Raw genomic sequence first — 25488 nt, 5'->3', positions numbered from 1 at the left:
CTCCACGCCGTGACGAAATCACGCGAAGGACCCGGGCCCGCACCGGCGCCGGACGGTCGCGCTGTGTCACGCCCAGGGGCCGGGCGCCCCCGGGCGTGCGGCCCCTGGCTGACGCGGCACTAGTCCGGCTCGATCACCGTCACGTACGCCGCCAGCGCGGCCACGGCGTCCTCCTCGACGACGCCGCCGTCCCGGTCCGTGTCCAGGCTCTGCGCGGCGAAGGCCGCCGCGTCCGGGCTCGCGCCGAGGACCTTCAGGGCCCGCTCCACGGCCGGCACCGGTGCTCTGCCGTCGCCGGACGGCCCCGCCGCCACCGCGAGCGCCGCGCGCAGGAACGGGCGGGCGATCTCCGCGAACCGCTCCGGGTTGTCGCGCAGCCGCTTCACCGCGCCGCCGACGAACTCCTCACGGGTGACGCGCTGGTCCCCGTCCACATCGGCGATGCCCGCCATGCCCTGCCAGAACGCCTCGGCGCCGTTGTAGAGCGCCTGGCCCTTGTCGCAGCGGGCCGTCGTACCGAACTCGGTGAGCAGACGGGCCGCGGCGGCGTTGAAATCCGCGCGATCGATGTATCCGTTGCCGTCCTGGTCGAAGGCGGCGAAGCGGAAGGCGATCTTGCGCTCATACTCTGCGCTGTCCATGCGGGGAGCGTACGACGCCCGCAGGCGTCACGTGTCACTTACCCGGCTCAGCCCTGTGACAGGTCCGCACGGACCGGTGCGGCGGCGACGGGTTCAGGCCGTCAGCGGCTCGGCCTCCTCGTCCACGGCCGCGTCCCAGTCCGGGTAGACCTCGAACAAGCGGCGCACGCCGAGGGCGGCGAGCACGCGGTTGACGTGGGAGCCCTCCTCCGCGCCCCGGGCGGGCAGGATCAGGCGCAGGCGCCCGCCGCAGGACCGCATCAGGCGGCGCAGGGCGATGAGCACCCCGACGCCGCTGGAATCGCAGAACAGCACACCGGACAGGTCCAGCACCACGTCGTGGCGGCCCACGGCCACCACCTCGTGGACGGACTGGCGGACGGTGGCCGAAGTCAGCAGGTCCAGTTCGCCGCCTATGTGCAGCACGGTCCATCCGCCCCGCTCGGTCTCCGAGACTTTCAGGGTCACGCGACTGGGCCTCTCGTTCCGGGGATTCCGGGGCAGCCCGGTGATCCGGAAGTTTGCGTTCCTCCTCTGGCGGCTGCCCCCGTACGCCCCTCGCGAAACACCCGTCTCGCAAAGACGGCGTGTTCTCCCCCTGGGACGTACTTGTCGTAAAGGGGCGTGCTCCCCCGGGGCGGCCGACTACATTCGGACAGGACGAGTGGGACGGGGACGCACAGGTCCGACGGCGGGAGGGCTGGGGGGCAGATGGCCGAAAACGCACCACCCCGCTGGGACCGCGGGATGCAGCAGCGGCTGTCGCGCGGCGAGGCGGCCGCCCTCGGCGAGATGTACGACCGGTTCGCCGCCCTCGTCCACAGCCAGGCCAACCGGATGCTGGACGACGAGGACGCCGCCGGGGCGGTCACGCGCGAGGTCTTCGGCTACGTCTGGGAGAACCCGGACATGTACGACCCGAAGCAGGGCTCCATGCGGGCCTGGCTGGCCTTCCTCACGCACCGCGAGTCCGTGCGGCGGCTGCGCGCCGCGGCGCCCGACGGGGACCCCGGCGAGCCCGACGATCCGGGCGCCCTGGACGAGCGGGTGCGCCGGGCCACCGCGGCGGCCCGGGCCGACTACATCGTCTCCTCCATGCCCGCACCGCTGCGGGCCGCCCTGGAGCTGGCGTACGTGCAGCGCCGCGACTACCGGCAGACCGCGGCGGACCTCGGCGTCACCGAGGACGAGGCGCGGCGCCGGCTGCGCCTCGGGCTCCAGCTGCTGTCCACCGCGCGGACCCGGCCGGCGGAGGGCGCCCCGCCGCCCGGATACGGGAGGGCGCTGTGAGCGGCGGCGCGGGCGGCGGCCGGGACGAGGAGGGCCGCGACGAGGTGCGCGGCGCCCGGCGCATACCGGGCCCCAGGGCCGCCGCGGACGACTTCGGCGACCTGGACCGCGTGGCGCCGCAGGAGCCCCCGGCGCCCGCGCGTCCGGAACGGGAGGCGGCACCCGAGCCCCCGGCGCCCGCCCCGGTCCTCCCCCACCGCGTGCTGCAGGCCCTCCTGGGCGCCTGGGCGCTCGCCGCGTGCTCCGCCGAGGAGACCGAGGCCGTCGAGGCGCACCTCACCGTGTGCCCGCCCTGTGCCGGTGAGGCGCTCCGGTTGCGGGACGCGGTCGGGCTGCTGCACACGGACCGGAGCCTGGATCTCGATCCGCTGCTGCGGGCCCGGGTGCTGGACGGCTGTCTGAGCCGGCGGCCCGCGAAGGTCCCGGTGCCCGGCTGGGCCGCCCCGTACGACGCCGAGACGGCGCGGCTCGACGCGCTGCTGCGGGACATCGACGCCGCCGAGTGGCACGCCCCGGTGCGGCTGAAGTGGTTCGAGGACGAGCGGCGGACGAGCCGCCGGACCACCGTCGCCGGGGTGATCGGGCACCTGATGAGCGTGGACGGCCTGGTGGGCGCCGCCCTGGGGCTCGACGACCCGCTCCCGGGCGCACCGCTCGCCCCGACCGCGCGCACCGAGGCGTACTGGTCGTCCGCCCGGCGCCCGCCGACCCGCGCGGTCCGTGAGCCGTGGCGCGAGCAGAGCCACACGCTGATCCGGACCGTGTCGTTCGTGCGGCGCGACGCGTCGGAGCTGTCCGTGCCGTACGGGCACTTCGCGCTGCCGTTGCGGGACGCGATGCTCGACCGGGCCTTCGAGTGCTGGGTGCACGCGCGGGACATCGCGAAGGCGGTGGACTACCCGTACGAGCCGCCGTCCGCCGGGCATCTGCACCGCATGATCGACCTGGCGGTCCGGATGCTGCCGAGGGCGCTCGCGGCACGGCGCCGGGCGGGGCTCGCCGGACCGGCCGGGCCCCCGGGGCGCTCGCTGCACCTGGAGATCGAGGGCTCGGGCGGCGGCGACTGGTACATCGCGCTGGACTCCTCCACCGCCCCCGGGTGCGCCGAGCACGCGGTGGCGCAGGTCGCGCTGGACGGGGTGGAGTTCTGCCGGCTGGTGGCGGGGCACGTGCCGCCCGTGGAGGCGGCGGCCGGGCAGTGCGGGGACCGCGGGGCGATCGGCGACGTGCTGTCCGCCGCCGCCTCGCTCAGCCGCCTGTAGCTCCGCCCCGTACGGCGCTCAGTCGAAGACGACCGTGCGGCGGCCGTTGAGCAGGATGCGGCGTTCCGCGTGCCACTTCACCGCGCGGGCCAGGGCCTGGCACTCCACGTCCCGCCCGATGGCGACCAGCTGGTCGGGGGTGACGCCGTGGCCGACGCGCTCGACCTCCTGCTCGATGATCGGGCCCTCGTCCAGGTCGGCGGTGACGTAGTGGGCGGTGGCGCCGATGAGCTTCACGCCGCGCGCGTGCGCCTGGTGGTACGGCTTGGCGCCCTTGAAGCTCGGCAGGAAGGAGTGGTGGATGTTGATGATCCGGCCGCTGAGCCGCTTGCACAGGTCGTCGGAGAGGACCTGCATGTAGCGGGCCAGGACGACCAGCTCCACGTTCTCCTCGCGGACCAGGTCCAGCAGCTCCGCCTCGGCCTGCGGCTTGTTGTCGCGGGTCACCGGGATGTGCCGGAAGGGCACGTCGTACGAGGCGACGAGCTCGGCGAAGTCCGGGTGGTTGGAGACGACGGCGGCGATCTCGACCGGCAGGGCGCCGATCCGGGACCGGAAGAGCAGGTCGTTGAGGCAGTGGCCGAACTTGCTGACCATGAGCACGATCCGCATGCGCTCCGAGGCGCGGTGGATCTGCCAGTCCATGGCGAAGGAGTCGCCGATCGCGGCGAAACTGGCCCGCAGCTTGTCGACGGTGACCGGGGTGCCCGCCGAGAAGTGGACGCGCATGAAGAACAGGCCCGTGTCGTGGTCCCCGAACTGCTGGCTGTCCTCGATGTTGCAGCCGGTCATGAAGAGGTAGCTCGACACGGCGTGCACGATGCCCTGTTTGTCGGGGCAGGACAGCGTGAGGACGTACTGGTCGGGGGCAGGCTGCGGCGCGGTCATCCCCGTAGCGTGCCACAACCTGGCCCGGTCAGGCCGTCCTGGTCAGAATGCGGAGGACGTCCAGGGAGCGCGGCGGGGCGTCGGGGTCCTCGCCGTCGTTGGTGGAGAGCAGCACATGCGCCTCACGGGCGGCGGCGACGGCCTCCGACCAGCCCGGGTGCTCCAGGTAGACGGAGACGGGCGCGTCCGCTCCGACCTGGTGCAGGATGCGCAGCACCCGGAGTACGGCGGCGTCCACCAGGGCGGCCTCGGTGGCGTCCCGGAAGATCGTGCCGACGTACTTCTCGGCGGACCAGTTGTCGAGCCAGGTGTCCTCGACCAGGCGGTACACGGCGTCGGTGACGTCGCCGTACCCCTCCCGGCCGGCCAGCCAGCAGTCGCGGTGGAAGACGGGGTCGGAGAGCATGTGCAGCGCCGAGCGCACGTTGCTGCGCCAGCGCCACCACGGAAGGTCGTTGAGCGGCATGCCGCCCATGGTGGAGGAGCGACGGCCGCGACGGGAAGAGTTCTCGGAACCTGGCTGCACGGTTGTCGATCGTACGTTCCCTTTTCGGCGCCCCCGACCGGCCCCTGGCGTTCACGGTGACGTCACCGGCCGTTGACGGCACCACACCACGGCGTTACCCGGGGCGGGGAAAGGTCTCGGTCCATGACCGGACGGCGACGCCCCCTTCCCTCCCGCTCCTTCGGATCGCTCACCGGTGCGGTGACGGCCGGGGCCTTGCTGCTGTCCGGCTGCGGCGCGCTCCCTGGGGGTTCGGGGGACTCCAGGGAGCCCGTCACCGTCGTGACCTGGGCGCCGAGCGGCGCGGCCGGGCCGGACACCGAGAACATGGCGGGGATGACCGCCATGGCGCAGGCGTACGGCCGCTGGATCAACGAACAGGGCGGGATCGACGGACACGAGCTGCGCGTCCTCACCTGTGACGAACAGGACGCCTGGACCGGGGCCGGGGACTGCGCCCGCAAGGCCGTCGAGGAGAAGGCGGTCGCGGTCGTCGGCTCGTACAGCCGGCACGGGCGGGCGTTCATGGCCCCGCTGGAGGTCGCCGGCATCCCGTACATCGGCGGGTACGGCGCCTCCGAGGAGGAGTTCCGCAGCTATGCGTCCTACCCGGTGACCGGGGGCCAGTCCGCCCTGCTCGCCGGCACCGCCGAGCAGCTGGCGCGCGACTGCGACCGGGTCTCGCTGGTCCGCCCGGACACGCTGGCCGGGGACAGCCAGGCGTGGCTGCTGCGCACCGGCCTCAAGGGCGCCGGACGGCCGGTGCCGCTCGACATACCGGCCGCCGAGGGCGCCACCTCGTACGACGCCGAGGCGGAACGCGCACTCTCCGGGGCGGGCGCCGCGGGCGGGTGCGTGACGTCCGTGCTGGGCGACCGCACGGAGACCTTCTTCGACTCGTTCCGGCGGCTGGAACCGGAGGGCGCCGAGGTGCGCGTGGCCTCCGTGCTCGGCAGTGTGGGGCAGCCGCTCATCGACCGCACCGGCGGCCGGAACAGCCCGTTCGAAGGGGCGTACGTCACCGGCTGGTACCCGCCCCCGGGCGACGCCAGGTGGGACCCGATGCGGAAGGTGATCCGCGAGCACGCCTTCGGCGACGACCGGATCGACCCGGACGACACGGGCGTGCAGACCACGTGGATCGCGTACACCGTACTGAAGTCGGTCATCGAGTCGATGCACGAGTCCCGGATCACCGCGTCGAAGCTCACCAGGGCGCTCGGCAAGGGCGCCCGCGCCGACACCGGGGGCCTCACGCCGGTGCTGCGCTGGCGCTACGAGGACATGATCGGCTCGCGGTCGTACCCGCGCGTCGTCAACAGCAAGGTGACGTTCCAGGTGGTGCGCGACGGGCGGCTCGTCGCCGCGCGGAAGGACTTCGTGGACGTCACGGAGACCATGGCCGAGGCCAGCGCGACCCGCTGAACCGGCCCGGGCGCGCCGGGCCGGTCCAGCGGGCCCCGGTCAGAGCTCGGTCGCCTGGCGCTCGGTCAGGCCGTACTTCTCCGCGATCTTGTTCCACAGCCCGGACGCCTCCCGCTTCGCCTTGCTGGCCTCGCCGCTCTTCACGGTGGCCTGCTTGGTGTGCGAGGTCGTCTTGGCGTGCCCGTGCTTGCAGACCTTCTTGCTCTTGGCCTGCACCGCCCAGGCGGCGTAGTGGTCGTCGGCGGACGCGGACGCCTGCCACGCCGTGGTGAGCGCGGACGTCAGCCGGTCGTGGTCCGGCAGTTCGTCGACGGACAGCGCCTGGAGCCGCGTGACCAGGTCGCGGCGCGCCTTCGCGGCGCCCTTGAGGTCGGAGACGGCCGTGTCCAGGTCGGTGCAGGACTTGGTCTTCTCGACCGCCCCGATCACCGCGGCACGGCTGTTGTTGCTGTCCGCGAGGAGCTTGTCCAACGCCTCGGCCTGCGGCTTCGCCGGGTCGGCGGCGGGCTGCTCCTTCTTCTCGGACGGTTCACCGGCGGCCGGTGAACTCGCGGACGCCACCGGCTGCTTGCCGTCCTCGTCGTCGCCGCCGCTCATCAGCGCGCCGGCGCCGAGGCCGATCACCGCGCAGCCGACGACGACGGCCGCGATCAGCGGCACCGCGCCGGACTTCTTGCGCCGCCCGCCGTCGCCCTCGTCCCGCCCCGGCCCGTCCTGGGGGCCGCTGTACGGGGGCGGCTGCTGGAAGCCCTGCTGGGGCGGCGGGCCCGCCTGGTACGGCTGCTGCCGGGGCGGCTGCTGGTACGGGGGCTGCTGGGCCGGGTCGAACCGGGGCATCTGCTGCGTCGCGCCGTCGGGTGCGTCGCTGCGGAAGAGGTTGTCGAACTCGGCGGGCGGCTGCCGCTCGCCGGGCGCCCCCGGCCGGATGCCGTACGGCGCGCCGCCGGGCACCGGCGGGATGTACTGGGTCGCCTCGGCGTCCCCGCCGCCGCCCTGCGGGCCCTGCGCGGCGCCGCCCAGGAACCGGGTGGACTCCGCGGGGTTCTCCGGCGGCAGTCCGCCGGGCGCCGGGCCGCCGGGGACCGGCGCGATGAACTGCGTGGCGTCGGCGTCCCCGCCCGGAACCGCCCCGGGCCCCGCCTCGGGCGGCAGCGGCTGCGCGTACGGCTGGGGCCGGGCGGGCGGCTGCTGGGTGGGCGGCTGCTGGGCGGGCGGGGGCGCGGCGCCCTGGTGCCCGCCGTACAGGCCGCCCTGGTTGCCGCCGTAAGCGTCCTGTCCGTACCCGCCGGGCTGCTGTCCGTACGGTCCCGGCTGCTGCGGGCCCGCCTGATACGGCTGCTGCCCGTACGCGTCCTGCCCGCCGTCCTGCGGGCCCCACGGCTGTCCCCACGGCCGGCCGTCGGCCGGAGGGGCCTGGTCCGCCGCTCTTCCCGGGGTCCAGGGCTCGCCGCCGTCCGAGGGCAGCACGACACCCTCGTGCGCGGGTCGTACAGCAGGGGGCTGCTGCTCGTCGCCCTGTCCGCTCTGTGTCACCGGGACTCCTACGTGCGTGTCAACTAGGTAATCGTCGACTCACGCTATCGGGTGGCAGCCGCGGTGTGCCAAGTGCCCGCCGACCGCTGCCCACCTGTGACCCGGGGTGTAACACCGCGGCCCCTCGCAACGCAGATGAAGGGGCGCGGTCCGGGGCTCACCCGCCCCGGCTCACGCCGCCTGGAGTTCGAGGCGCGCCCCGAACTCCCGTACCGCGGGCTCGTCCCCGTACGGCAGGAGGCGCTGCTGGAGGTCCTCCAGGTACTCCGCGCCCCGGGTCGAGCGCACCGTGCCGAGCAGTTCCATCGCCCGGGTCCCCGTGTGGCACGCCTGCTCGACCTCGCGCAGCTGCACCTGGGCCGTGGCCAGCAGCGCGAGGCCGATGCCCCGGCGCCGGGCCCGGGACTCCGGGTGGCCGTCCAGGGACTCCTTCGCCCGGCGCGCGGCGGCGTCCGCCTGCCCCAGGTCCCGGTGGCAGTGCGCGAGTTCGTCCGCGAGGTAGGCGTGGTCGAAGTGGGCGATCCAGTCCGGGTCGTCCCCGCTGTCCGGCTCGGCCCGCTCCAGGGCGGCCTCGGCCCGGCCCGCGGTCTCCAGGCAGGTGCGGGCGTCGCCGAGCAGCGCGTGGCCGCGCGCCTCCGCCGCGTAGAACATCGCCTCCGCGCGCGGGGTGACCCGGCCGCGCGCGCCCTCCTGCGCGGCCCGCGCCAGCTGGGCGATCTCGCGCGGGTTGCCGAGCTGGGCGGCGAGGTGGCTCATCGAGGCGGCCAGCACATAGCCGCCGTAGGCGCGGTCGCCGGCCGCCTGGGCGAGGCGCAGGGCCTGGATGTAGTAGCGCTGGGCCAGGCCCGGCTGGCCCGTGTCGACGGCCATGTAGCCGGCGAGTTCGGTGAGCCGGGCGACCGCCGCGAAGAGCTGACGGCCCGTCGATTCGCGGTACGCCCCCGAAAGCAGCCCGGAGACCACGCTGTTGAGGTAGTGCACGAGGACCGGGCGCACATGGCCGCTGCCGAAGCGGTGGTCGAGGTCGACCAGGGCGGCCGTCGTCGCCCGCACCGCCGCCACATCCGGCATCCCGACCCGGGACCCGGCGGCCCGGGCGACCTGCGGGTCCGCGCCGGTGATCAGCCAGTCCCGGCTGGGCTCCACGAGCGCGGACGAGGCGACCGCCGACCCGGTGAGGAAGTCGCGGCGGCCGACGTCGCTGCGCCACAGCTCGCAGACCTGCTCGATCGCCCCGATCACCGTCGGCGCGAACTGGAGGCCGACGCCCGAGGCGAGGTTCTTGCCGTTGGCCATCCCGATCTCGTCGATCGTGACCGTACGGCCGAGCTTGCGGCCCAGCGCCTCGGCGATGGTGCCCGGCGCCCGGCCGCGCGGCTGCTGGCCGCGCAGCCAGCGGGCCACGGAGGTCTTGTCGTAGCGGAGGTCGAGGCCGCGTTCGGCCCCGACCATGTTGACCCGGCGGGCGAGGCCCGCGTTGGAGCATCCGGCTTCCTGGATGAGCGCCTGGAGCCGTTCGTTCGGCTGACGTGCGACGAGTGGCCTGGCTGCCATGTGTATCCCCCTGAGGCCGCAGTGATAGGTGGCGGGATCACTGCCCGGCATATGTCCGAGAAATGCGCTGATTCATCGTGTTGGTCACTTTCCGCGCGACTTACCTCATTCGTCACGGCCGGTCACTAAAATGCCGCGCCGAACCGCACCGGCCGGACGTCCCGTAACCAGCTACCCGCCCAGGGCCCGCGCCTCTCCCACGCGCCCCCGCCCGTGCATCCGTGCGCCCCGTATGCGGAACCACGCACCGGGCGGCCGTAACTCTTCGTGAAGCCCGTAGTTGAGCCGGACGTGGAAGAGCCCATCGGAGTCATGGAAGCCGCACAGGTCCCCCGGCAGCGCGTGGAGCAGCTGCTCGACGCCGCCGTGCGGTACACGGAGGAGAGGCACTGGGACGTGTGCCCGGGCACCTGGCTGGAGCCGTCCGGCGGCGGGCGGTGCTCGTGCGGCGAGGAGGCGTGTGCCGCGCCCGGCGCCCACCCCGCCGGGGACGACTGGGCGGAGGGCGCCACCGGCAGCGGAGCGGCGGCCCGCCGGCTGTGGAGCAGGCGGCCGGGCGCCGCGGTGCTGCTGCCGACCGGGCGGGCGTTCGACGCCGTCGACGTGCCGGAGTCGGCGGGCTTCCTGGCGCTCGCCCGGATGGAGCGGATGAGCCTGCCGCTCGGCCCGGTCACCCGCACCCCCGACCGCCGCATGCAGTTCTTCGTGCTGCCCGGCGCCGCCGCGAAGGCGGAGGACCTGGCCCGCAGGGCCGGGTGGAACGCCGCGTCGATCGGCCTGCGCGGCGTCGGCGAGGGCGGTTACGTCGTCGCGCCCCCGACCCGGGTCGGCGGGGCCGGTGCGGTGCAGTGGGCGCGCACCCCCACCACCGCCAACCGCTGGCTGCCCGAGGTGGAGGAGCTGATCGGCCCGCTCGCGTACGCCTGCGGGCGGGCGGCGGCCGACGCGCGCTAGGCCGCCTTCCGTAGGGTGGTCTCCGGGTACGACACGTACGTACGGGGACTTCGAAAGGCGTGCACATGCCGGACCGGGCGGAACACGAGGGCACCGGAGGGACCGAGGCACCGCCCGCGGTGCGGGTCCAGGGGCTGTGGAAACGGTTCGGCGAGCAGACCGCGGTCGCCGGCATCGATCTCGACCTGCCGGCGGGCAAGTTCATCGGCCTGGTGGGGCCCAACGGGGCGGGGAAGACCACCACGCTCTCCATGGTCACCGGGCTGCTCCGGCCCGATCAGGGGCGGATCGAGATCGGCGGGCGCGACGTCTGGGGCGACCCGGTCGAGGTGAAGTCCCGGATCGGGGTCCTGCCCGAGGGGCTGCGCCTCTTCGAGCGGCTGTCCGGCCGTGAACTCCTCGCTTATACCGGCCGGTTGCGCGGACTGCCCGGCCAGGAGGTGGACAGCCGGGCGACCCAGCTGCTCGACGTGCTGGACCTGGCGGGCTCCCAGCACAAGCTGGTCATCGACTACTCGACCGGGATGCGCAAGAAGATCGGGCTCGCCGCCGCCCTGCTGCACAATCCCGAAGTGCTCTTCCTGGACGAGCCGTTCGAGGGTGTCGACCCGGTCTCGGCACAGACCATCCGCACGGTCCTGGAGCGCTACACCCGGTCCGGGGCGACCGTCGTCTTCTCCAGCCATGTGATGGAACTGGTCGAGTCGCTGTGCGACTGGGTGGCCGTCATGGCCGCCGGCACCATCCGCGCCCAGGGCCCCCTGGCCGAGGTGCGCGGCGAGGCGCCCTCGCTCCAGAACGCGTTCCTGGAGCTGGTCGGTGCCGGCGACCGCGACACCGGCGCGACCCTGGACTGGCTGGGCGGCGACCGATGAGCGTGCTCGACGCCCCCGCCGGCACCGGCCCCCGGACCGGGGCCGCGACCGGTGCGACGGCGCTGATCCCCGTGTTCGCCCGGCTCAAGCTGGCCCTGCTCCGCAACGGGCTGCGCCAGTCCTCCGGGCGCCGGGCCGCCTACCTCGCCTCGGTCGCCGGGGCGCTGCTCATCGCCGCCGGGCAGCTGGTCGGGCTGGTCCTGCTGCGCGGCCACGCCCACGCGGACTCGGTGGTGGTGCTGCTCACCGCCGTACTGGCGCTCGGCTGGGCGGTGATGCCGCTGTTCTTCTCGGCCGGCGACGAGACGCTGGACCCGACCCGGCTGGTGATGCTGCCGCTGCGGCCCCGGCCGCTGATCGTCGCGCTGCTGGTCTCCTCGCTGATCGGGATCGGCCCGCTGTTCACGCTGTGCCTGGCGGCCGGATCGGTGGCCGCGCTGGCCGAGGGGGCGGGCGCGGTGGTCTTCGCGGTGCTCGCCGTGCCGCTGACCCTGCTGGTCTGCGTGGCCCTGGCCCGGGCGGTCGCCGCCGCCAACACCCGGCTGCTCACCTCCCGCAAGGGCCGCGACCTGGCGGTCCTCAGCGGCCTGCTGATCGCGGTGGGCATCCAGGTCGTCAACTTCGGCGCCCAGCGCCTCGGGCAGGCCGGCGGGCTCTCCTCGCTCGACCCGGCGGCGGACGTGGTGCGCTGGCTGCCGCCCGCCTCGGCCGTCGGGTCCGTGGGCTCCGCCGCCGAGGGGGCGTACGGGCGGGCCGTCGTCCAGCTGCTGAGCGCGGCGGTCGCGCTGCTGGTGCTGCTGTGGCTGTGGCAGCGCAGCCTGACGAAGCTGATGACCGCGCCGGACGGTTCCACGACCGCCGCCGCCGGGCCGGACCGGGAGAGGTCCGGCCGGATCGGCGCGGGCCTGTGGGCGCTGCTCCCCGAGGGCCGCACCGGCACGGTGATGCAGCGGGCCCTGCGGTACGTGGCGCGGGACCCGAAGACGAAGGCCGCCTGGGTGACCGCGCTGGCGATCGGGCTGATCGTGCCGCTGATCAACGCCCTCCAGGGCCAGGGCACGGTGTACTTCGCCTGCTTCGCCTCCGGGATGCTCGGCATGCAGATGTACAACCAGTTCGGGCAGGACACCTCCGCGTTCTGGATGGTCGCCCAGACGATCTCCTCGTCGCGGGACGCGTACGCCGAACTGCGCGCCCGGGCCCTGGCGCTGCTGCTGATCACGCTCCCGTACACGGTGCTCGTGGCGGTGGTGACGGCGGCGCTGCTCGGCGACTGGGACCTGCTGCCGGGGGTGATCGGCCTGTCGTTCGCGCTGCTGGGCGCGATGCTGGCGACCGGCGCGGTGGCCTCCGTGAGCTTCCCGTACTCGGTGCCGCAAGAGGGAGCGTTCAAGAACGTGGCGCCGGGGCAGGCCGGGATCGCCTGGATCTCCATCCTCGGCGGCATGGTCGCGGCGGCCGTGCTGAGCGCCCCGGTGATCGCGCTGACGATCACCCTGCACGTCACGGACCGGACCGACCGGCTGTGGCTGCTGCTGCCGGCCGGCGCGGCGTACGGGGTGCTGATCGCCTGGGGCGGGCTGCGGCTGGCGGCCCCGCGCCTGGCCCTGCGGCTGCCGGAGATCCTGACGGCGGTCAGCAAGGGCTGAGAGCGGCGTTACGGGGACACGGGCTCGCGGTCGTCCCGGGCGTCCTCGGACAGCTGCTCCAGGAAGGGTTCGACCGCGGCGCGCCAGCCCTCCGGCTGGTCGAAGTGGACGAGGTGGCCGGCGTCGGCCACCTCGGCGTACCGCCCGCGCGGCAGGACCCGGACCATCTCCTGCGCCTCGGCCCGGCCGAGCTCGCCGTCCAGGCCGCGCAGCACCAGCGTCGGGCACCGGACCTGGGCCAGCTCCTCCCAGTGTGCGTCGAACACCCAGGTGGCGCGGGACTCCAGCATCTGGCGCCGGGAGAAGACCGGCCACCAGCCGCCGTCCCGCTCGGCCATCACCTCGGCGTAGAACGCGCCCCGGGACGGGTTGGGGCGCTCCACCCACGGGTCCTCCTCGCCGAACCACCGCCGCACGGCGTCGGGCGAGGCGAAGGGGAGCGGCCAGCTCCCGAACCAGTCCTCCCACTCGCGCTGCGAGGCCGCGCCGAGCGCGGAGGCCCGCATGTCGCAGACGACGAGCGCGCGGACCAGGTCGGGGCGCTTGGCGGCGAGCTGCCAGGCGGTGAGCGCTCCCATGGAGTGGCCGACGAGGGTGACGGGGGCGAGCCCCAGCTGTTCGATCACCGCCTCGGCGTCCGCCACGTAGGCGTCGCGGGTGTAGGGGCCGTCGGCCGGTTTCGCGCTGTCGCCGTGGCCGCGCTGGTCGAGGCCGACCGGCCGGTGCCGCTCGGCGAGCCACTCGGCGGTGGACGCCCAGTGCGAGGCCCGGCCCATCAGGCCGTGCAGCAGTAAGACGGCGGGGGCCGGGGCGCCGTCCGCGCCCGCCCGGGGCGGGTCGGCGAACTCCCAGGCCGCGAGGTGTACGCCGTCCGATCCGGTCACTTCGATGCGCCGCGCCATAGCTTCTGGCACCCCCTTCTCTCCCTGGGTCACCGGGCGGGTCGCCGGGTGGTCGTGTCGGCCAGACTATCGAACCTCTATTCGAAAACCGGGATCTGCCGGCCAACACCGCTCGTTCGAGTGACTGCTTCCCAGGATTGGCGACGGCAGCTGCGGGGAGATGTTCTCCAGGAGGCGGGCCGCTCGGGGATGAGGGCTCGCGGGACCGACCTAGGGAGCTCGGGGCTCCAGGTCGGACACAGGGAGGGACAGGCCCCGGCGCCTTGCGGCGCCGGGGCCATCCGCTTGTGTGCGTACGACGGGTGCATCGCAGCTCCCCTCCCCGGCGGCACGGGCGGCGGCCCACACGCTCAGCCACCCCTCCGCCACAGCGTGGCACGGACCGCGCCGGAGCGCTGCGGTTCCGTACGGAAAAAACAGAAACCGGACACCGGCGGCTGCCGGTGCCCGGTCCCCCGGAACGGTCTCGAACGGTCTCGAACGGCCTTCACGCGGGGTCTCCCCGCAACGGCTCCTACCGCTTGGCGACGAAGACGTGCGAGGCGATCTCGGAGTCCAGCTCCGCCGCCTCGCCGCTGCTGCCGACCAGCACCCCGCCGGGCGACTGCGTCACGCTCACCACGGAACCGGGCTGCACGCCCGCCCGCCGCAGCGTGTACATCAGCTGGGCGTCCGTCTGGATCGGCTCCCCGATCCGGCGGACCACCACCGTCTTGCCGTCGCTGCCCGGGTCGAGGTCGGACAGGCTGACCATGCCCTCGTCGAGGAACGGGTCGGCCCCGGCGTTCTCGCCCAGCTCCTCCAGGCCCGGGATCGGGTTCCCGTACGGCGACTCCGTCGGGTGGCGGAGCAGCTCCAGCACCCGGCGCTCGACCGCCTCGCTCATCACGTGCTCCCAGCGGCACGCCTCGGCGTGGACCTGCTCCCACTCCAGGCCGATCACGTCGACCAGCAGGCACTCGGCCAGCCGGTGCTTGCGCATGACGCGGGTCGCGAGGCGGCGGCCCTCCTCCGTCAGCTCCAGGTGCCGGTCGCCCGCGACCTGGACCAGGCCGTCGCGCTCCATCCGCGCCACGGTCTGGCTGACGGTCGGACCGCTCTGGTCCAGCCGTTCCGCGATCCGGGCGCGCATGGGGACGACGCCTTCCTCTTCGAGTTCGAGGATGGTGCGGAGATACATCTCCGTGGTGTCGATCAGTCCGGACATTCGTGCCCCTCGATGCAATCGTGCGCTGGCCCTGACCCCAATTCTGACGCATCGCGCCGGTAACCGTGCCGTGCCGTCGCCAGGGGGGCCGTGCGGTATTGACAGGTCACTGGTCCAGACCGCAACGTGATCGGCGTTACGGACGCCCCCTGGACACCCCACCCCGCCGGAAAGGTCCTCCTCGATGAGCGAAAGCAAGCTGGCCGGTCAGTTCCTCGATGCCGCGATCGGCCTGCTGGGGAGGGTGCGGGACGAGGAGGCCGGGAACATCGCGGCCGCCGGTGCCGCGATCGCCGACACCGTCGAGGCGGGCGGCCGGCTCTTCGCCTTCGGTGCCGGGCACTCCTCGCTCGCCGCGCAGGACGTCGTCTACCGGGCGGGCGGGCTCGCCCTGATGAACCTCATGGCGGTGCCCGGAGCCCTCGGCGTGGACGTCATGCCCGCGACCCTGGGCTCCGCCCTGGAACGCGTGGACGGCCTCGCGGGCGCGGTACTCGACTCCAGCCCCGCGAAGTCCGGCGACGTGCTCGTGATCATCTCGCTCTCCGGCCGCAACGCCCTGCCCGTCGAGATGGCGCTCAACGCCCGCGCGCTGGGCCTGAAGGTCATCGGCGTCACCTCGGTCGCGTACGCGGAGGAGACCCGGTCCCGGCACAGCTCGGGCGGCTTCCTGCGGGACCACTGCGACATCGTCCTGGACAGCAAGATCGCGATCGGCGACGCGGAGCTGGAGGTGGACGGCATCGAGGCGCCGTTCGCGCCGGCGTCCACGGTGGTCACCAGCGCGATCATGCAGAGCATGATGGCCGCGGCGGCGGAACGGCTGCTGGAGCGGGGCATCGAGCCGCCGTTGCTGCGGTCCGGGAACGTGGACGGCGGGCACGAGTGGAACGGGCGCGTGATGGCGCGGTACGCGGACCGGATCTTCTACCGGCACTAGGGCCTGTCCGGCGGATCTTCGTGGAGCAGCCCGCGGCGTCTGGTGCGTGCTCTCGGCGCGCGCCCGCATCACCCTCGTACTGGACGTACTTGGGTGATTCGGGCGTGCGGCGAGAGTGCGTGCCAGGCGTCGCGGGCCCGCGACGATCCGCCGGACAGGCCCTAGGGGCGTCCCGGTCCGGGAGGCGCCGTTTCCCGGCGGCAACGGTTCCGTCCTCAAACGCCGGACGGGCTGGGATTGCGCGACCGTTCCGTCCTCACGCGCCGGGCGGGCTGGAGAGGTGCAGGTCCACCGAGGTCGCGACCCGGGCCGCGACCGTCTCCGCGTACATCGCGTCCGGGCGTTCGAACGCGGTGCGGTGGGACGAGCGGAGGAACGTCACCACGCCCAGCGTGCGACCGCGGCTCCGGAGCACCGTGGAGAGGGCGTGGACCGCGTCCGGGGGCCACTGCCGCTGCCGGGCCCACTCGCCGTCCGTACGCCCCGCCCCCGCCGATGTGCGCACCGAGCCCGTGCGGTCCACCGCCTGCCGGGCCGGGTGGCCCGGCGCGTACGGCAGGGGGACGCCGCCGCCGGCCACCGGGAGGCAGGGGCCCGGCGCGTCGGCCGGGGTGGCCGCCGCCCGGACCAGGCGCTCCCCCGCCACCAGGTCGACCAGCGCGTGGTCGGCGAACCCGGCCAGCGCGAAGTCGAGCGACGACAGCGCGGCCTCCATCGGGTCCTCGCACTCCGCGGCGGACCGCGCGGCGCGGTGCAGCTGGTTGGAGCGGAACCGCAGCCGGTCCGCCTCCTGGGCGGCGAGCCGGGCCTCCGTGACGTCCTGGAAGACCCAGCCGGCGCCCAGCGGCACGGGCTCCTCGGTGAGCGGGGAGGCCAGCCGCAGGAAGCCGCTGCGCCAGCAGCGACGGCGGGTGCCCTCACCGCCGCGCAGGGTCACCCACAGCTCGGCGGGCGGGCCCGGCGCCCCCTCGGCCAGCACGTGCTGAAGGGCGCCCTCCAGCTCCTCGACCCCTTGGGCGATCAGCTCGCCGAGGGGCCGCCCGAGCGGGGTCGTACGGCCGCCGCCCAGCGCGCGGGCCGCGTGGGCGTTGACCACGGTGGGGCGCAGGTCCACGTCGACCAGGACGACGCCCCAGGAGGCGTCCTCCAACAGGGCCTCGCTCAGGGCGATGGCCCGTTCCAGGTCGATCTGGGCGTGGACCTCGCTGAACGCGCAGTACACCCCGGCCGGTTTCCCGTCCGCGCCCCGGACCCCGGCGGACTGGGTGCGCACGAGGACCCGGCCGCCGTCCTTGCGCAGCAGCGCGAACTCGTGGACCTGGCGGCCCGGCGCGCCCATGACGGCCATCAGCCGCCCCTGCACCTCGTCCGCGTCGGCCCGGCGCACGGCCCATCCGGCGAAGCCCGGACGTCCCACGGCCTCCTCGGCGGACCAGCCGAGGACGCGCTCGGCCTCGCGGTTCCAGTGGGTGACGGTGCCGTTCGCGTCGAAGGCGCAGAGCGCCGCGTCCATGCCGTCGAGGAGGGCCGCCAGCAGCTCCGCACCGGCCGCCCCCCTGCTCGTGGAAGCACTCATCCCGGTCCCCCTGCGAGAGGTGTCCGCCATAGCCGCACGTCAGACCATTGAACTCGAACGTGACCCAGGACACAGGGACTTTTCCGGAAATCGATCCGCCGTTAATTCGCTTGCCCGGCCCGGAGCCGGTTCCTAAGGTGGCTGTACACGCGAAAGGAGGTGATCCGAAAAGTGCAGTCTTATCGGATTCGTGAGGTGGCTGCGGGCTGACAGCCCGTCGTCGCACTTCGTGCACCTCGGCGGGCTGTCCGCCGAAACCCAAGCAGTCACCGACCCGCAGGCTCGCCGGTAGATCCGGCCGGCTCCCTCCGCGAGGAGGGAACCAGAGCCTGCGGGTTTCCGCTGTTCCCGGGCCCTACGGCCTCACGGGCACAGCCGCTCGACCCGCCACGTGCCGTCCTCGCCGCCCTCGCGGACGTAGCGCAGCCGGTCGTGGAGCCGGTTCTCGTGGCCCTGCCAGAACTCGATCGTCCCGGGCACGACGCGGAAGCCGCCCCAGTGCGGGGGCGCCGGGACCTTCTCGCCCTCCGGGTAACGGGCCGACAACTCCTCGTAGCGGCTGACCAGCTCCTCGCGGCCGCCGATCACCGTCGACTGGTCGCTCGCCCAGGCGCCGAGCTGGGAGCCGTGCGGACGGGTGCGGAAGTAGGCGACGGTCTCCTCGCGGGCGACGCGGACCGCGGTGCCGGTGACGATGACCTGGCGGGCCAGCGGGTGCCAGGGGAAGAGCAGCGAGACGTACGGGTTGGCCGTCAGCTCGCGGCCCTTGCGCGAGCCGTAGTTGGTGAAGAAGACGAAGCCGCGCGCGTCGTACATCTTCAGCAGCACCGTGCGGGACGAGGGCCGGCCCTCGGGGGTCGCCGTGGACACCACCATGGCGTTCGGCTCGTGGAGCATGCCGCCGGCGGCGACCTGTCGGAACCAGAGCGCGAACTGGTCCATCGGGTCGGGCGCGAGCGAGTCCTCGGTGAAGGTCTCGGATCGGTATTGCTCGCGCATCGCGGCCGGATCGGTGGTGGAATCGAAGGAGGAGTCTGGGGTGGGCACGGTGCCATCCTGCCGCAGCGGGCGGCCGGACGGGCAGGAGATCCCCCCGGCCCAGCCGTCGATCCGAGGGAGCCGCCAGATGTCCGACTTCGTACCCGGACTCGAAGGAGTCGTCGCGTTCGAGACGGAAATCGCCGAACCCGACAAGGAAGGCGGTTCGCTCCGGTACCGGGGCGTCGACATCGAGGATCTCGTCGGCCACGTCTCCTTCGGCCATGTGTGGGGGCTGCTGGTGGACGGGGCGTTCGAGCCCGGCCTGCCGCCCGCCGAGCCGTTCCCGATCCCCGTGCACTCCGGTGACGTCCGGGTCGACGTGCAGGCCGCGCTGGCGATGCTGGCCCCGGTCTGGGGGCTGAAACCGCTGCTGGACATCGACGCGGAGACCGCCCGCGAGAACCTGGCGCGGGCCGCCGTGATGGCGTTGTCGTACGTGGCGCAGTCGGCGCGCGGACAGGGCGTGCCGATGGTCCCCCAGCGGGAGATCGACAAGGCCGAGTCCGTCGTGGAGCGGTTCATGATCCGCTGGCGGGGCGAGCCGGACCCCCGGCACGTGAAGGCCGTCGACGCGTACTGGACGTCCGCCGCCGAACACGGCATGAACGCCTCGACGTTCACCGCCCGGGTCATCGCCTCGACCGGGGCCGACGTGGCGGCCTCGCTGTCCGGCGCGGTGGGCGCCATGTCCGGCCCGCTGCACGGCGGCGCCCCGTCCCGGGTGCTCGGCATGATCGAGGAGATCGAGCGGACCGGCGACGCCACGGCGTACGTCAGGAAGACGCTGGACAAGGGCGAGCGGCTGATGGGCTTCGGCCACCGCGTCTACCGGGCCGAGGACCCGCGCGCCCGGGTGCTGCGGCGCACCGCCGAGGAACTGGGGGCGCCCCGGTACGAGGTGGCGCGGGCGCTGGAGAAGGCGGCCCTGGAGGAGCTGCACGCGCGGCGCCCGGACCGGGTGCTCGCGACGAACGTGGAGTTCTGGGCGGCGATCATGCTGGACTTCGCCGAGGTGCCGGCGCCCATGTTCACGTCGATGTTCACCTGCGCGCGTACGGCGGGCTGGTCGGCGCACATCCTGGAGCAGAAGCGCACGGGCCGCCTGGTGCGCCCGTCGGCGCGTTACGTGGGCCCGCGCGCGCGGAGCCCGCACGAGGTCCCGGGGTACGCGGAGCTGCACAGGCCCTGAGGCCGGGCGGGACCGCATGCCGTGTGCGGGGGACAGCACGGCATGCGGCCGTTCTGGGGGGTGGCGGAGCGCCTTACGCGGCCTGGGGCGCCCACTCGACGCCGTAGCGGGCGAAGATCAGCTGGATGTCGTCGCCGTTCGGCAGGTGTCCGGCGCCGCCCTGGAGTTCGGCGGCGATCAGCCCGGTGACGTCGCCGACGCTCTCCAGCGACATCGCCTTCTCCGGCGGGAGCGGGTCGAGTCCGAACAGGTCCTCCAGGGTGAAGGCGAGTTCGGCCAGGGCCAGCGAGTGGTAGCCGAGGTCGGAGATGAGGCGCTGCTCGGGCCGGCTGTGCTCGTTCTTCTGGGGGGCGACGAGCAGCACGAGCCTGCTCACCAGGTCCTCCACCGAGCCGGAGTCGATCACGGTGCTGCTGTCAGTCATGGGACTTCTCCACGTTCGGGTGCCGGCCTGATCCGGACGAAAGGCCCTGGCCATGTTCCGGCCGGTGATCACCGGACTCCAGGCAACAACTCCGGCAAGGGCGCGGCAACTCCGAGCGGAATTCCCCCTTCCGGAGCGTGGCCCAGTTGCCTGCCGCATGCCGGGCCCCATGCCTGGAAGGGGCTGGGCCACCGCTGCCACAATGCTGTCCGACCGTGACCGGACAGCAGAGGTGGACCGCATGAGTGCGACGGGACGGCCGCAGGACGAACGCTGGATATCCGGCCGGCTCGCCGTCGGCACCGCGCACACCCGGCTGATCTGCGTACCGCAGGCGGGCGCGGGCGCCGGGGCCTTCGCGGGGTGGCGGCGGCACGTCCCGCCGGGCATCGAGCTGGCCCCCGTGGAGCTGCCGGGCCGGGGCACCCGGCAGGACGAACCCATGCCGGACGGGTTCGACGAGCTGGCCGAGCGGCTGCTGGCCGGCCTGACGCCCGAATTCACCATGCCGTACGCCCTGTTCGGGCACAGCTTCGGCGGGGCGCTGGTCTACGAACTGAGCCGCCGGATCGCGGCGCGGGGGCTGCCCGCCCCGGTCGCGACCCTCGTCTCCGGCTTCCGGGCCCCGCACATCCCGCCCCCGGCGACCATCTCCCAGGCGTCCGACGACGGCCTGCTCGACTGGCTGCTCCGCAACGGCGGGCTGCCCGAGGAGATCCTCGCCTTCCCGGATTTCCTGCGCCAGATCCTGCGCCCCATGCGCACCGACCTCCGGTTCGCGGAGAGCTACCTGCTCGCCGAACCGGACCCGCTGCCCGGCCCGTTGCACGTCTTCGGCGGTAGCGACGACGAGGTGACGCGCGCCGACGGGCTGCCCGAGTGGCGGCACTGCGCCGGAGCCGCCTTCTCGCTCACGCTGCTGCCCGGCGGTCACCACTTCCCCCACACCGACCCCGCCGCGATGATCGCCGCGCTGACGGACGCCCTCGCGCGCACCGCGTGACCCGTACCCCCACCCCCCGACCCCAAGGGAACGCCCATGCTCAGCCTGCTCGCCCACGGCTCCGCCGCCCCCACCGCGCAGCTCGCGGCGGTCCACGCCGACGGGAGTGGTGACTTCGCCATCGTGTTCAACACCGTTCTCGTCGTGGGGATCACGGTGGGGGTGCTGATCACCCAGTTCACCGCGCGTGAGGTGCGGCCCCGGATGTACCTCTGGTGCGCGCTGCTCATGGCGCGGGGCTGTGTGCCGCCGGGCCCGAGCGAGGCGACGAAGGGCGGCATCGGCTTCCTGGTGCTCGCGCTCGCCGTCTCCGTCGTGTTCGGCGCGCTGCGCGCCCGGTCGATGCCGATGTGGCGGGACACCGCGGGCAGGGTGATCCGCAAGGGCGGCATGGGCACGATGTGGCTGTGGCTGGCGACGATCGCGGCGCGGCTGGTGGTGGGCGCGATCGCGCATGTGACGACCGGTGAGCCGATCAACGTCAACGCGCTGTGGCTGGGCATGGGTGTGACGCTGCTCGTCCAGCAGTACTTCCTGGGCCTGCGGGCGAAGGACTCCACCCTGCCGGTACGGGAGTCGGCCGCGCCGGCCCCCGGTCCCCGGACCTCGGAGTGACGGGCGGGTTGCTGCCCGCCGGTGTGATCCTGGTCGAGTCCTTCGGTGACACGGGGGCGGCGGCCGGGATTCGCCTTTTCCCGGAGGAGGAGGCGCTGATACCGGATGTGGTCGAGGAGCGGCGGCGCGAGTTCACGACCGTACGGGGCTGCGCCCGCGAGGCGCTGCGGCAGCTGGGCAGGGAGCCCGTGCCGCTGGTACGGGAGGGGCGCGACGGGCCGAAGTGGCCGGACGGCCTGGTGGGCAGCCTGACGCACTGCGTGGGCTACCGGGCGGCCGCCGTCGCCCCCGCCGGGGTGTGCCGGGCGGTCGGGATCGACGCGGAGCCGGACGCGCCGCTGCCGTACGGGGTGGCGGGGCGGGTGCTGGGCGCCGGGGAGCGCGCGGCCGTCGCGGAGCTGGGGCGCACCGGGGCGCCGGTGGCCTGGGACCGGCTGGTGTTCTGCGTGAAGGAGGCGGTGTACAAGGCGTGGCATCCGCTGACCGGGCTGCCGCTGGGCTTCCTGGACGCGGAGGTCTTCCCGGCGGCGGACGGCACCTTCACCGCGCGGGTGCCGGGCGGGCCGGTGCCGGGCGGGCCGCCGTTCCCGGAGCTGCTGCGGGGCGCCTGGGCGGCCGGGCGCGGGCTGCTGCGGGTGGGGCTCGCCGTACCGGCCCCGGTACCGGACGGCGGTACGGGGCCGGCGGCGGCTCAGGCGGAGGTCAGGGCGGCGGAGGGCTGAGGGGTGAGGGTGACCGGGAGGCTCGCGAGGCCGTTGAGGAAGTTGGAGTAGACCCGGCTCTCCTCACCGGTGACCGCCAGCTCGGCGGCGTACTCGCACAACCCCTCTACCACGGCGGAGAGTTCGGCCCGGGCCAGGTAGGCGCCGATGCAGAAGTGCGCCCCGTGGGCGAAGCTCAGGTGCTTGTTCGGGGTCCTGGCCAGGTCGAAGCGGTAGGGGTCCGGGAAGACCGTCTCGTCGAAGTTGGCGGAGGCGTTCCAGACGGTGACGACGTCGCCCTCCTCGATGAACTGCCCGCCGAGGAAGGTGTCCTGGGTCGCGGTGCGTCCGCTGTGCAGGGCAGGGGTGGTCCAGCGCAGGATCTCCTCGACGGCCGGGGCCACCGGCACCTCGCCGTCGCACAGGGCCCGCCACTGGTCCGGGTGGTCGACCAGGGCGCGGAAGCCGCCGATCATCGCGAGCCGGGTCGTCTCGTGGCCGCCCATGATGATGCTGTAGCAGTTGAAGATGATCTCCTCGTGGGTCAGCGGGCGCCCGTCGACCTCCTTGCTGACGAGCAGGCTCACCACGTCGTCGTACGGCTTCTCGCGCCGCGACTGGGCGAGTTCGGAGAAGTAGAGCAGCAGGTCGTTGCGGGAGGACCAGGTGCCCTCCTGGGTGGGGGCGCCGTCGGTGGAGGAGAGCGCCGAGGACGTCAGCTCGATGATCAGGCCCCGGTCCTTCGGCGGCACGCCGAGCAGGTCGCAGATCGCGGCGAGCGGGATGTGCGCGGCGACGTCGGTGGCGAAGTCGCAGCTGCCGCGCTCCACGGCCTGCCGGATCAGCTCGCGGGTGGAGCGCCGCACGCTGTCCACGACGACGTCCAGCGAGCGCGGCGAGAACGGCTTGCTGAGCACGCCCCGGAGCGCGGAGTGCGGGCGGCCGTCGGTCACGGCGAGCATCCGCCCGGCGGCGGAGTCCCCGCCGTGGAGGAGGGTGTCGAGCACGTTGCCGTGCTCGGAGGTGAAGGTGCGGCTGTCCTTGTAGACGGCGGCGACGTCCTCGTAACGGGTCACCACCCAGAAGCCGTCGGCCTGTCCGGCCGGCGGGTGCCAGTGCACCGGGGACTCGGCCCGCAGGTGGCTCCACAGCTCGCGCAGGTCGTACGTGGCGTGCAGCCGGGGATCGGACAGGTCGGCCGTGTCGAGGTGCGCCGGGTCGAACACGGGGCGCTCGGTCATGATCGTTCCATTTCTGCGGTCGTGTTCTGCGGTCGTGGGCGGTCCGGGGCCGCCGGAGGTGAGGGTCCGGCGGCCCCGGGCACGGCCCCGGGCTATCCGGTGTGGCCCGGGAAGAAGGCCGTCGTGGCGCCGGCGGTCTCGCCGCCGTCCACGACGAGTTCCTGGCCGGTGATGAACCGGGCCCCGTCCGACGCCAGGTAGTGGAAGGCGGCGGCGATCTCCTCCGGCAGGGCGTGCCGCCCGGCCGGGATGCGGGCGTTGACCTCGTCGAGCATGGCCGGGGTGTACTCCGCCTCCTGCATCGGCGTGAGCACCGCCCCCGGGGTCACGCACGCGGTCCGCACCACCGGGCTCAGCTCCATGGCGAAGGTCTGGCAGAGCGAGGCGACCCCGGCCTTGGAGGCGTTGTAGTCCGCGTAGAGCGGGTAGCCGCGCGAGCCGTTGACGGACGCCGTGGCGAGCAGCACGCCGTGGCCCTGGCGGACCATGTGCCCGGCGGCGTGCCGCCACAGTGCCAGGACGCCCATGAGGTTGACGTCCAGCGTCCTGCGCGCCTCCGCCTCGGTGAGTTCGAGGACGCCGTGGCGGATGCTGATCCCGGCGTTGGCGATCACCACGTCGAGCCGGCCGGTGGATGCCTGGACGGCGGCGACGGCCTCGCCCACGGCGTCCCAGTCGGCCACGTCCACGTCGAGCCACCGGACGCCGGGGACCTCGCCGTCCGGCTTCGCCACGTCCAGGTTGACGACGTGGTCGCCGTCCAGGGCGAACCGGGCGGCGACCGCCCGGCCGATGCCGCTGGACGCGCCGGAGACGACGACCGTACGGCCCCCGGTCACAGGATCACCCGGTGGCTGTCCGTGGTGGACGTGTTCAGACCGCGCCGCAGGTTGCGGCTGACCAGCTGCTTCTTCAGCCAGCGGTCGGTGCCGTCGTAGCGGGCCCGGAAGGAGCGGCGGCCGTGCGCGGCCAGGTAGTTGTCCACGACGAGCAGGGAGCCCTGCTCCACGACCACGTCCTGCTGGACCCGTTCCAGCTCCTCCATGAGCCGGTCCAGGGCGCCGACGGCCCGGGGGTCGTCGTCCACGCAGCGCATGAAGGGCCGGTCGATGCGCAGGTACGGGTTGAGCCGGTCGCCGAGCAGGACCGCGCTGGGCACCGGCCGCTCCAGCATCCGGCGGGCCTCGGCGAGCGCCGGGTGGTCCGGGTTCCACGCCTCCAGCTGCCGGATGTGCTCGGTGTCGGGCAGGATGTGGAAGCTCTCGGAGGCGAGGATGTCGCGGTCCTCGTCGGAGAGCCGGATGTCGCGGACCGAGGCGACGATGGTCGGCACCCGGTCGTGGTTGCGCAGGCCGAGCAGCATCAGGTAGTCGCAGCGCTGCGGGTGGAAGCCGTCCTCGGTGTGGAACTCCAGGAGCGATGCGCTGCCGTAGCCGCTCTGGTTCTCCTCGTCGCCGGCGATCGGCAGGACGTTCTGCACGAGCCGCCCCTGCTGGAGGGTGGCCCAGGCGAACGGCTCGCCGAGCACCATCCCGCAGAGCGCGAGGGCGAGTTCCTGGTCGAGGGCGTTCTTGACGGTGATCGCCTCGCTCCAGTGGGCGGGGGTGGCGCCCAGGGCCTCGTCGTCCACGGGGAAGCCGTGGACCAGGCAGGCGGCGGACTGCTCGGTGCGCCGGAAGTCCTCCAGGAAGGCGCGCAGCCCGGCCGGCAGGACCTCGACGGCCTGCCAGGAGTGGTCGTAGAAGTCGGGGAACGACGGGTCGCCCGCGCTGTCGCGCAGCGAGGCGATCCCTTCCCCGAGCTCGGCGGTCTCGCGGCCGGTGAGGGTGTACGCGGCGACGCTCTCCAGGACGGTCATCGGGCACTCCCCCCGGTGGCGGCGACCAGGCTCTTGGGCCGCATGTCGGTCCACTCGGCCTCGATGTACGCGAGCGCCGACGCCCGGTCGGACTCCCCGAGCGCGGTCGTCCAGCCGGCCGGGACCTCCGCGAAGGCCGGCCACAGCGAGTGCTGCCCCTCGTCGTTGACGAGGACCATGAAGGTCCCCTCCTCGTCGTCGAACGGATTCGCCAT

Annotated in this window: 26 protein-coding genes; 11 read left to right on the top strand and 15 right to left on the bottom strand. The window is 73.7% G+C overall.

The genetic code is table 11. The annotated features are described in order from the left end of the window. Positions 1-119: 119 nt before the first annotated feature. Together ACFUJY_RS11625 and ACFUJY_RS11620 are read right to left on the bottom strand one after the other, a co-directional pair. Entirely contained in the window at positions 120-641 is a 522-nt protein-coding gene (locus tag ACFUJY_RS11625; protein ID WP_132902856.1) for an EF-hand domain-containing protein, read from the bottom strand. A 93-nt stretch (positions 642-734) separates the two neighbouring features. Continuing rightward, positions 735-1109: an STAS domain-containing protein gene (locus tag ACFUJY_RS11620; protein ID WP_383297765.1), complete on the bottom strand. Its 375-nt coding sequence runs from the start codon at positions 1107-1109 to the stop codon at positions 735-737. A 243-nt stretch (positions 1110-1352) separates the two neighbouring features. Between ACFUJY_RS11620 and ACFUJY_RS11615 the strand changes: the two genes are divergently transcribed. Further along, positions 1353-1931 carry an RNA polymerase sigma factor gene (locus tag ACFUJY_RS11615; RefSeq protein ID WP_383297764.1) on the top strand — a complete coding sequence of 193 codons (579 nt, stop codon included), beginning with the start codon at positions 1353-1355 and terminating at the stop codon, positions 1929-1931. Next, a complete protein-coding gene (locus ACFUJY_RS11610; protein ID WP_383297762.1) occupies positions 1928-3193 on the top strand; it encodes a zf-HC2 domain-containing protein in 1266 nt (421 codons plus the stop codon). Before ACFUJY_RS11615 ends, ACFUJY_RS11610 begins: the two co-directional genes overlap by 4 nt. Before the next feature lie 18 nt (positions 3194-3211). Here ACFUJY_RS11610 and purU read toward each other — a convergent pair whose 3' ends face one another. Both purU and ACFUJY_RS11600 read right to left on the bottom strand, forming a co-directional pair. Beyond that, positions 3212-4081, bottom strand: a complete 870-nt coding sequence (gene purU / locus ACFUJY_RS11605) for a formyltetrahydrofolate deformylase (protein ID WP_383297760.1) — start codon at positions 4079-4081, stop codon at positions 3212-3214. Positions 4082-4109: 28 nt separating this feature from the next. After that, a complete protein-coding gene (locus ACFUJY_RS11600) occupies positions 4110-4556 on the bottom strand; it encodes a hypothetical protein (protein ID WP_383298074.1) in 447 nt (148 codons plus the stop codon). Positions 4557-4730: 174 nt separating this feature from the next. On the opposite strand from ACFUJY_RS11600, the gene ACFUJY_RS11595 reads away from it, so the two are divergent. Continuing rightward, a complete protein-coding gene (locus tag ACFUJY_RS11595) occupies positions 4731-6011 on the top strand; it encodes an ABC transporter substrate-binding protein (protein WP_383297758.1) in 1281 nt (426 codons plus the stop codon). A 39-nt stretch (positions 6012-6050) separates the two neighbouring features. Here the strand turns inward: ACFUJY_RS11595 and ACFUJY_RS11590 are convergent, their stop codons facing one another. Then, entirely contained in the window at positions 6051-7478 is a 1428-nt protein-coding gene (locus ACFUJY_RS11590; RefSeq protein ID WP_383298072.1) for a hypothetical protein, read from the bottom strand. Between the two features lie 237 nt (positions 7479-7715). Further along, positions 7716-9098 (bottom strand): transcriptional regulator, encoded by a 1383-nt coding sequence (locus ACFUJY_RS11585; RefSeq protein WP_383297756.1) that lies wholly within the window; start codon positions 9096-9098, stop codon positions 7716-7718. Between the two features lie 312 nt (positions 9099-9410). Here ACFUJY_RS11585 and ACFUJY_RS11580 point away from each other — a divergent pair, with 312 nt between their 5' ends. From ACFUJY_RS11580 to ACFUJY_RS11570, 3 genes are all read left to right on the top strand, one after another. Continuing rightward, positions 9411-10052, top strand: a complete 642-nt coding sequence (locus ACFUJY_RS11580) for a bifunctional DNA primase/polymerase (RefSeq protein WP_383297755.1) — start codon at positions 9411-9413, stop codon at positions 10050-10052. A 65-nt stretch (positions 10053-10117) separates the two neighbouring features. After that, positions 10118-10927 carry an ABC transporter ATP-binding protein gene (locus tag ACFUJY_RS11575; RefSeq protein WP_383297753.1) on the top strand — a complete coding sequence of 270 codons (810 nt, stop codon included), beginning with the start codon at positions 10118-10120 and terminating at the stop codon, positions 10925-10927. Next, the gene (locus ACFUJY_RS11570; protein WP_383297751.1) at positions 10924-12576 is read left to right on the top strand and encodes a transporter; all 1653 of its coding nucleotides are present in this window, start codon (positions 10924-10926) and stop codon (positions 12574-12576) included. The genes ACFUJY_RS11575 and ACFUJY_RS11570 overlap by 4 nt, the downstream gene beginning before the upstream one ends. Before the next feature lie 8 nt (positions 12577-12584). On the opposite strand, the gene ACFUJY_RS11565 is transcribed toward ACFUJY_RS11570, so the two are convergent. Then, positions 12585-13478 (bottom strand): alpha/beta fold hydrolase, encoded by an 894-nt coding sequence (locus ACFUJY_RS11565; RefSeq protein WP_383298070.1) that lies wholly within the window; start codon positions 13476-13478, stop codon positions 12585-12587. A gap of 514 nt (positions 13479-13992) precedes the next feature. Continuing rightward, positions 13993-14685 (bottom strand): metal-dependent transcriptional regulator, encoded by a 693-nt coding sequence (locus ACFUJY_RS11560; protein ID WP_383297750.1) that lies wholly within the window; start codon positions 14683-14685, stop codon positions 13993-13995. Positions 14686-14869: 184 nt separating this feature from the next. Between ACFUJY_RS11560 and ACFUJY_RS11555 the strand changes: the two genes are divergently transcribed. Next, complete coding sequence (locus ACFUJY_RS11555; protein WP_383297749.1) at positions 14870-15625, top strand: SIS domain-containing protein; 756 nt, start codon at positions 14870-14872, stop codon at positions 15623-15625. 256 nt (positions 15626-15881) lie between these two features. Here ACFUJY_RS11555 and ACFUJY_RS11550 read toward each other — a convergent pair whose 3' ends face one another. Together ACFUJY_RS11550 and pdxH are read right to left on the bottom strand one after the other, a co-directional pair. Then, positions 15882-17201: a PAS domain-containing protein gene (locus tag ACFUJY_RS11550; RefSeq protein ID WP_383297747.1), complete on the bottom strand. Its 1320-nt coding sequence runs from the start codon at positions 17199-17201 to the stop codon at positions 15882-15884. Between the two features lie 363 nt (positions 17202-17564). After that, the gene (gene pdxH / locus ACFUJY_RS11545) at positions 17565-18200 is read right to left on the bottom strand and encodes a pyridoxamine 5'-phosphate oxidase (protein WP_383298068.1); all 636 of its coding nucleotides are present in this window, start codon (positions 18198-18200) and stop codon (positions 17565-17567) included. A 127-nt stretch (positions 18201-18327) separates the two neighbouring features. Between pdxH and ACFUJY_RS11540 the strand changes: the two genes are divergently transcribed. Next, on the top strand, positions 18328-19431 hold the full coding sequence (locus tag ACFUJY_RS11540) for a citrate synthase 2 (protein ID WP_383297745.1): 1104 nt from the start codon (positions 18328-18330) through the stop codon (positions 19429-19431). Between the two features lie 73 nt (positions 19432-19504). On the opposite strand, the gene ACFUJY_RS11535 is transcribed toward ACFUJY_RS11540, so the two are convergent. Beyond that, positions 19505-19855: an acyl carrier protein gene (locus tag ACFUJY_RS11535; protein ID WP_383297743.1), complete on the bottom strand. Its 351-nt coding sequence runs from the start codon at positions 19853-19855 to the stop codon at positions 19505-19507. 241 nt (positions 19856-20096) lie between these two features. On the opposite strand from ACFUJY_RS11535, the gene ACFUJY_RS11530 reads away from it, so the two are divergent. From ACFUJY_RS11530 to ACFUJY_RS11520, 3 genes are read left to right on the top strand one after another with little or no spacing between them, the layout of a single operon-like run. Beyond that, entirely contained in the window at positions 20097-20858 is a 762-nt protein-coding gene (locus ACFUJY_RS11530; RefSeq protein ID WP_383297741.1) for a thioesterase II family protein, read from the top strand. A gap of 36 nt (positions 20859-20894) precedes the next feature. Further along, the gene (locus tag ACFUJY_RS11525) at positions 20895-21473 is read left to right on the top strand and encodes a hypothetical protein (protein ID WP_383297739.1); all 579 of its coding nucleotides are present in this window, start codon (positions 20895-20897) and stop codon (positions 21471-21473) included. Continuing rightward, entirely contained in the window at positions 21470-22195 is a 726-nt protein-coding gene (locus ACFUJY_RS11520; protein WP_383297737.1) for a 4'-phosphopantetheinyl transferase, read from the top strand. Before ACFUJY_RS11525 ends, ACFUJY_RS11520 begins: the two co-directional genes overlap by 4 nt. Here the strand turns inward: ACFUJY_RS11520 and ACFUJY_RS11515 are convergent. From ACFUJY_RS11515 to ACFUJY_RS11500, 4 genes are all read right to left on the bottom strand, one after another. Continuing rightward, positions 22165-23415 (bottom strand): cytochrome P450, encoded by a 1251-nt coding sequence (locus ACFUJY_RS11515; protein ID WP_383297736.1) that lies wholly within the window; start codon positions 23413-23415, stop codon positions 22165-22167. The genes ACFUJY_RS11520 and ACFUJY_RS11515 overlap by 31 nt on opposite strands. Positions 23416-23507: 92 nt before the next feature. Next, positions 23508-24254, bottom strand: coding sequence for an SDR family NAD(P)-dependent oxidoreductase (locus tag ACFUJY_RS11510; protein ID WP_383297733.1), 747 nt, complete (start codon positions 24252-24254; stop codon positions 23508-23510). Beyond that, positions 24251-25273, bottom strand: a complete 1023-nt coding sequence (gene gntD / locus ACFUJY_RS11505) for a guanitoxin biosynthesis L-enduracididine beta-hydroxylase GntD (protein WP_383297731.1) — start codon at positions 25271-25273, stop codon at positions 24251-24253. The genes ACFUJY_RS11510 and gntD overlap by 4 nt, the downstream gene beginning before the upstream one ends. Next, entirely contained in the window at positions 25270-25488 is a 219-nt protein-coding gene (locus tag ACFUJY_RS11500) for an MbtH family protein (RefSeq protein ID WP_383297729.1), read from the bottom strand. The genes gntD and ACFUJY_RS11500 overlap by 4 nt, the downstream gene beginning before the upstream one ends.

The sequence above is a fragment of the Streptomyces sp. NPDC057249 genome (assembly GCF_042669245.1).
In the GTDB taxonomy this organism is placed as follows: domain Bacteria; phylum Actinomycetota; class Actinomycetes; order Streptomycetales; family Streptomycetaceae; genus Streptomyces.
This window is presented reverse-complemented; position numbering and strand designations above follow the sequence as displayed.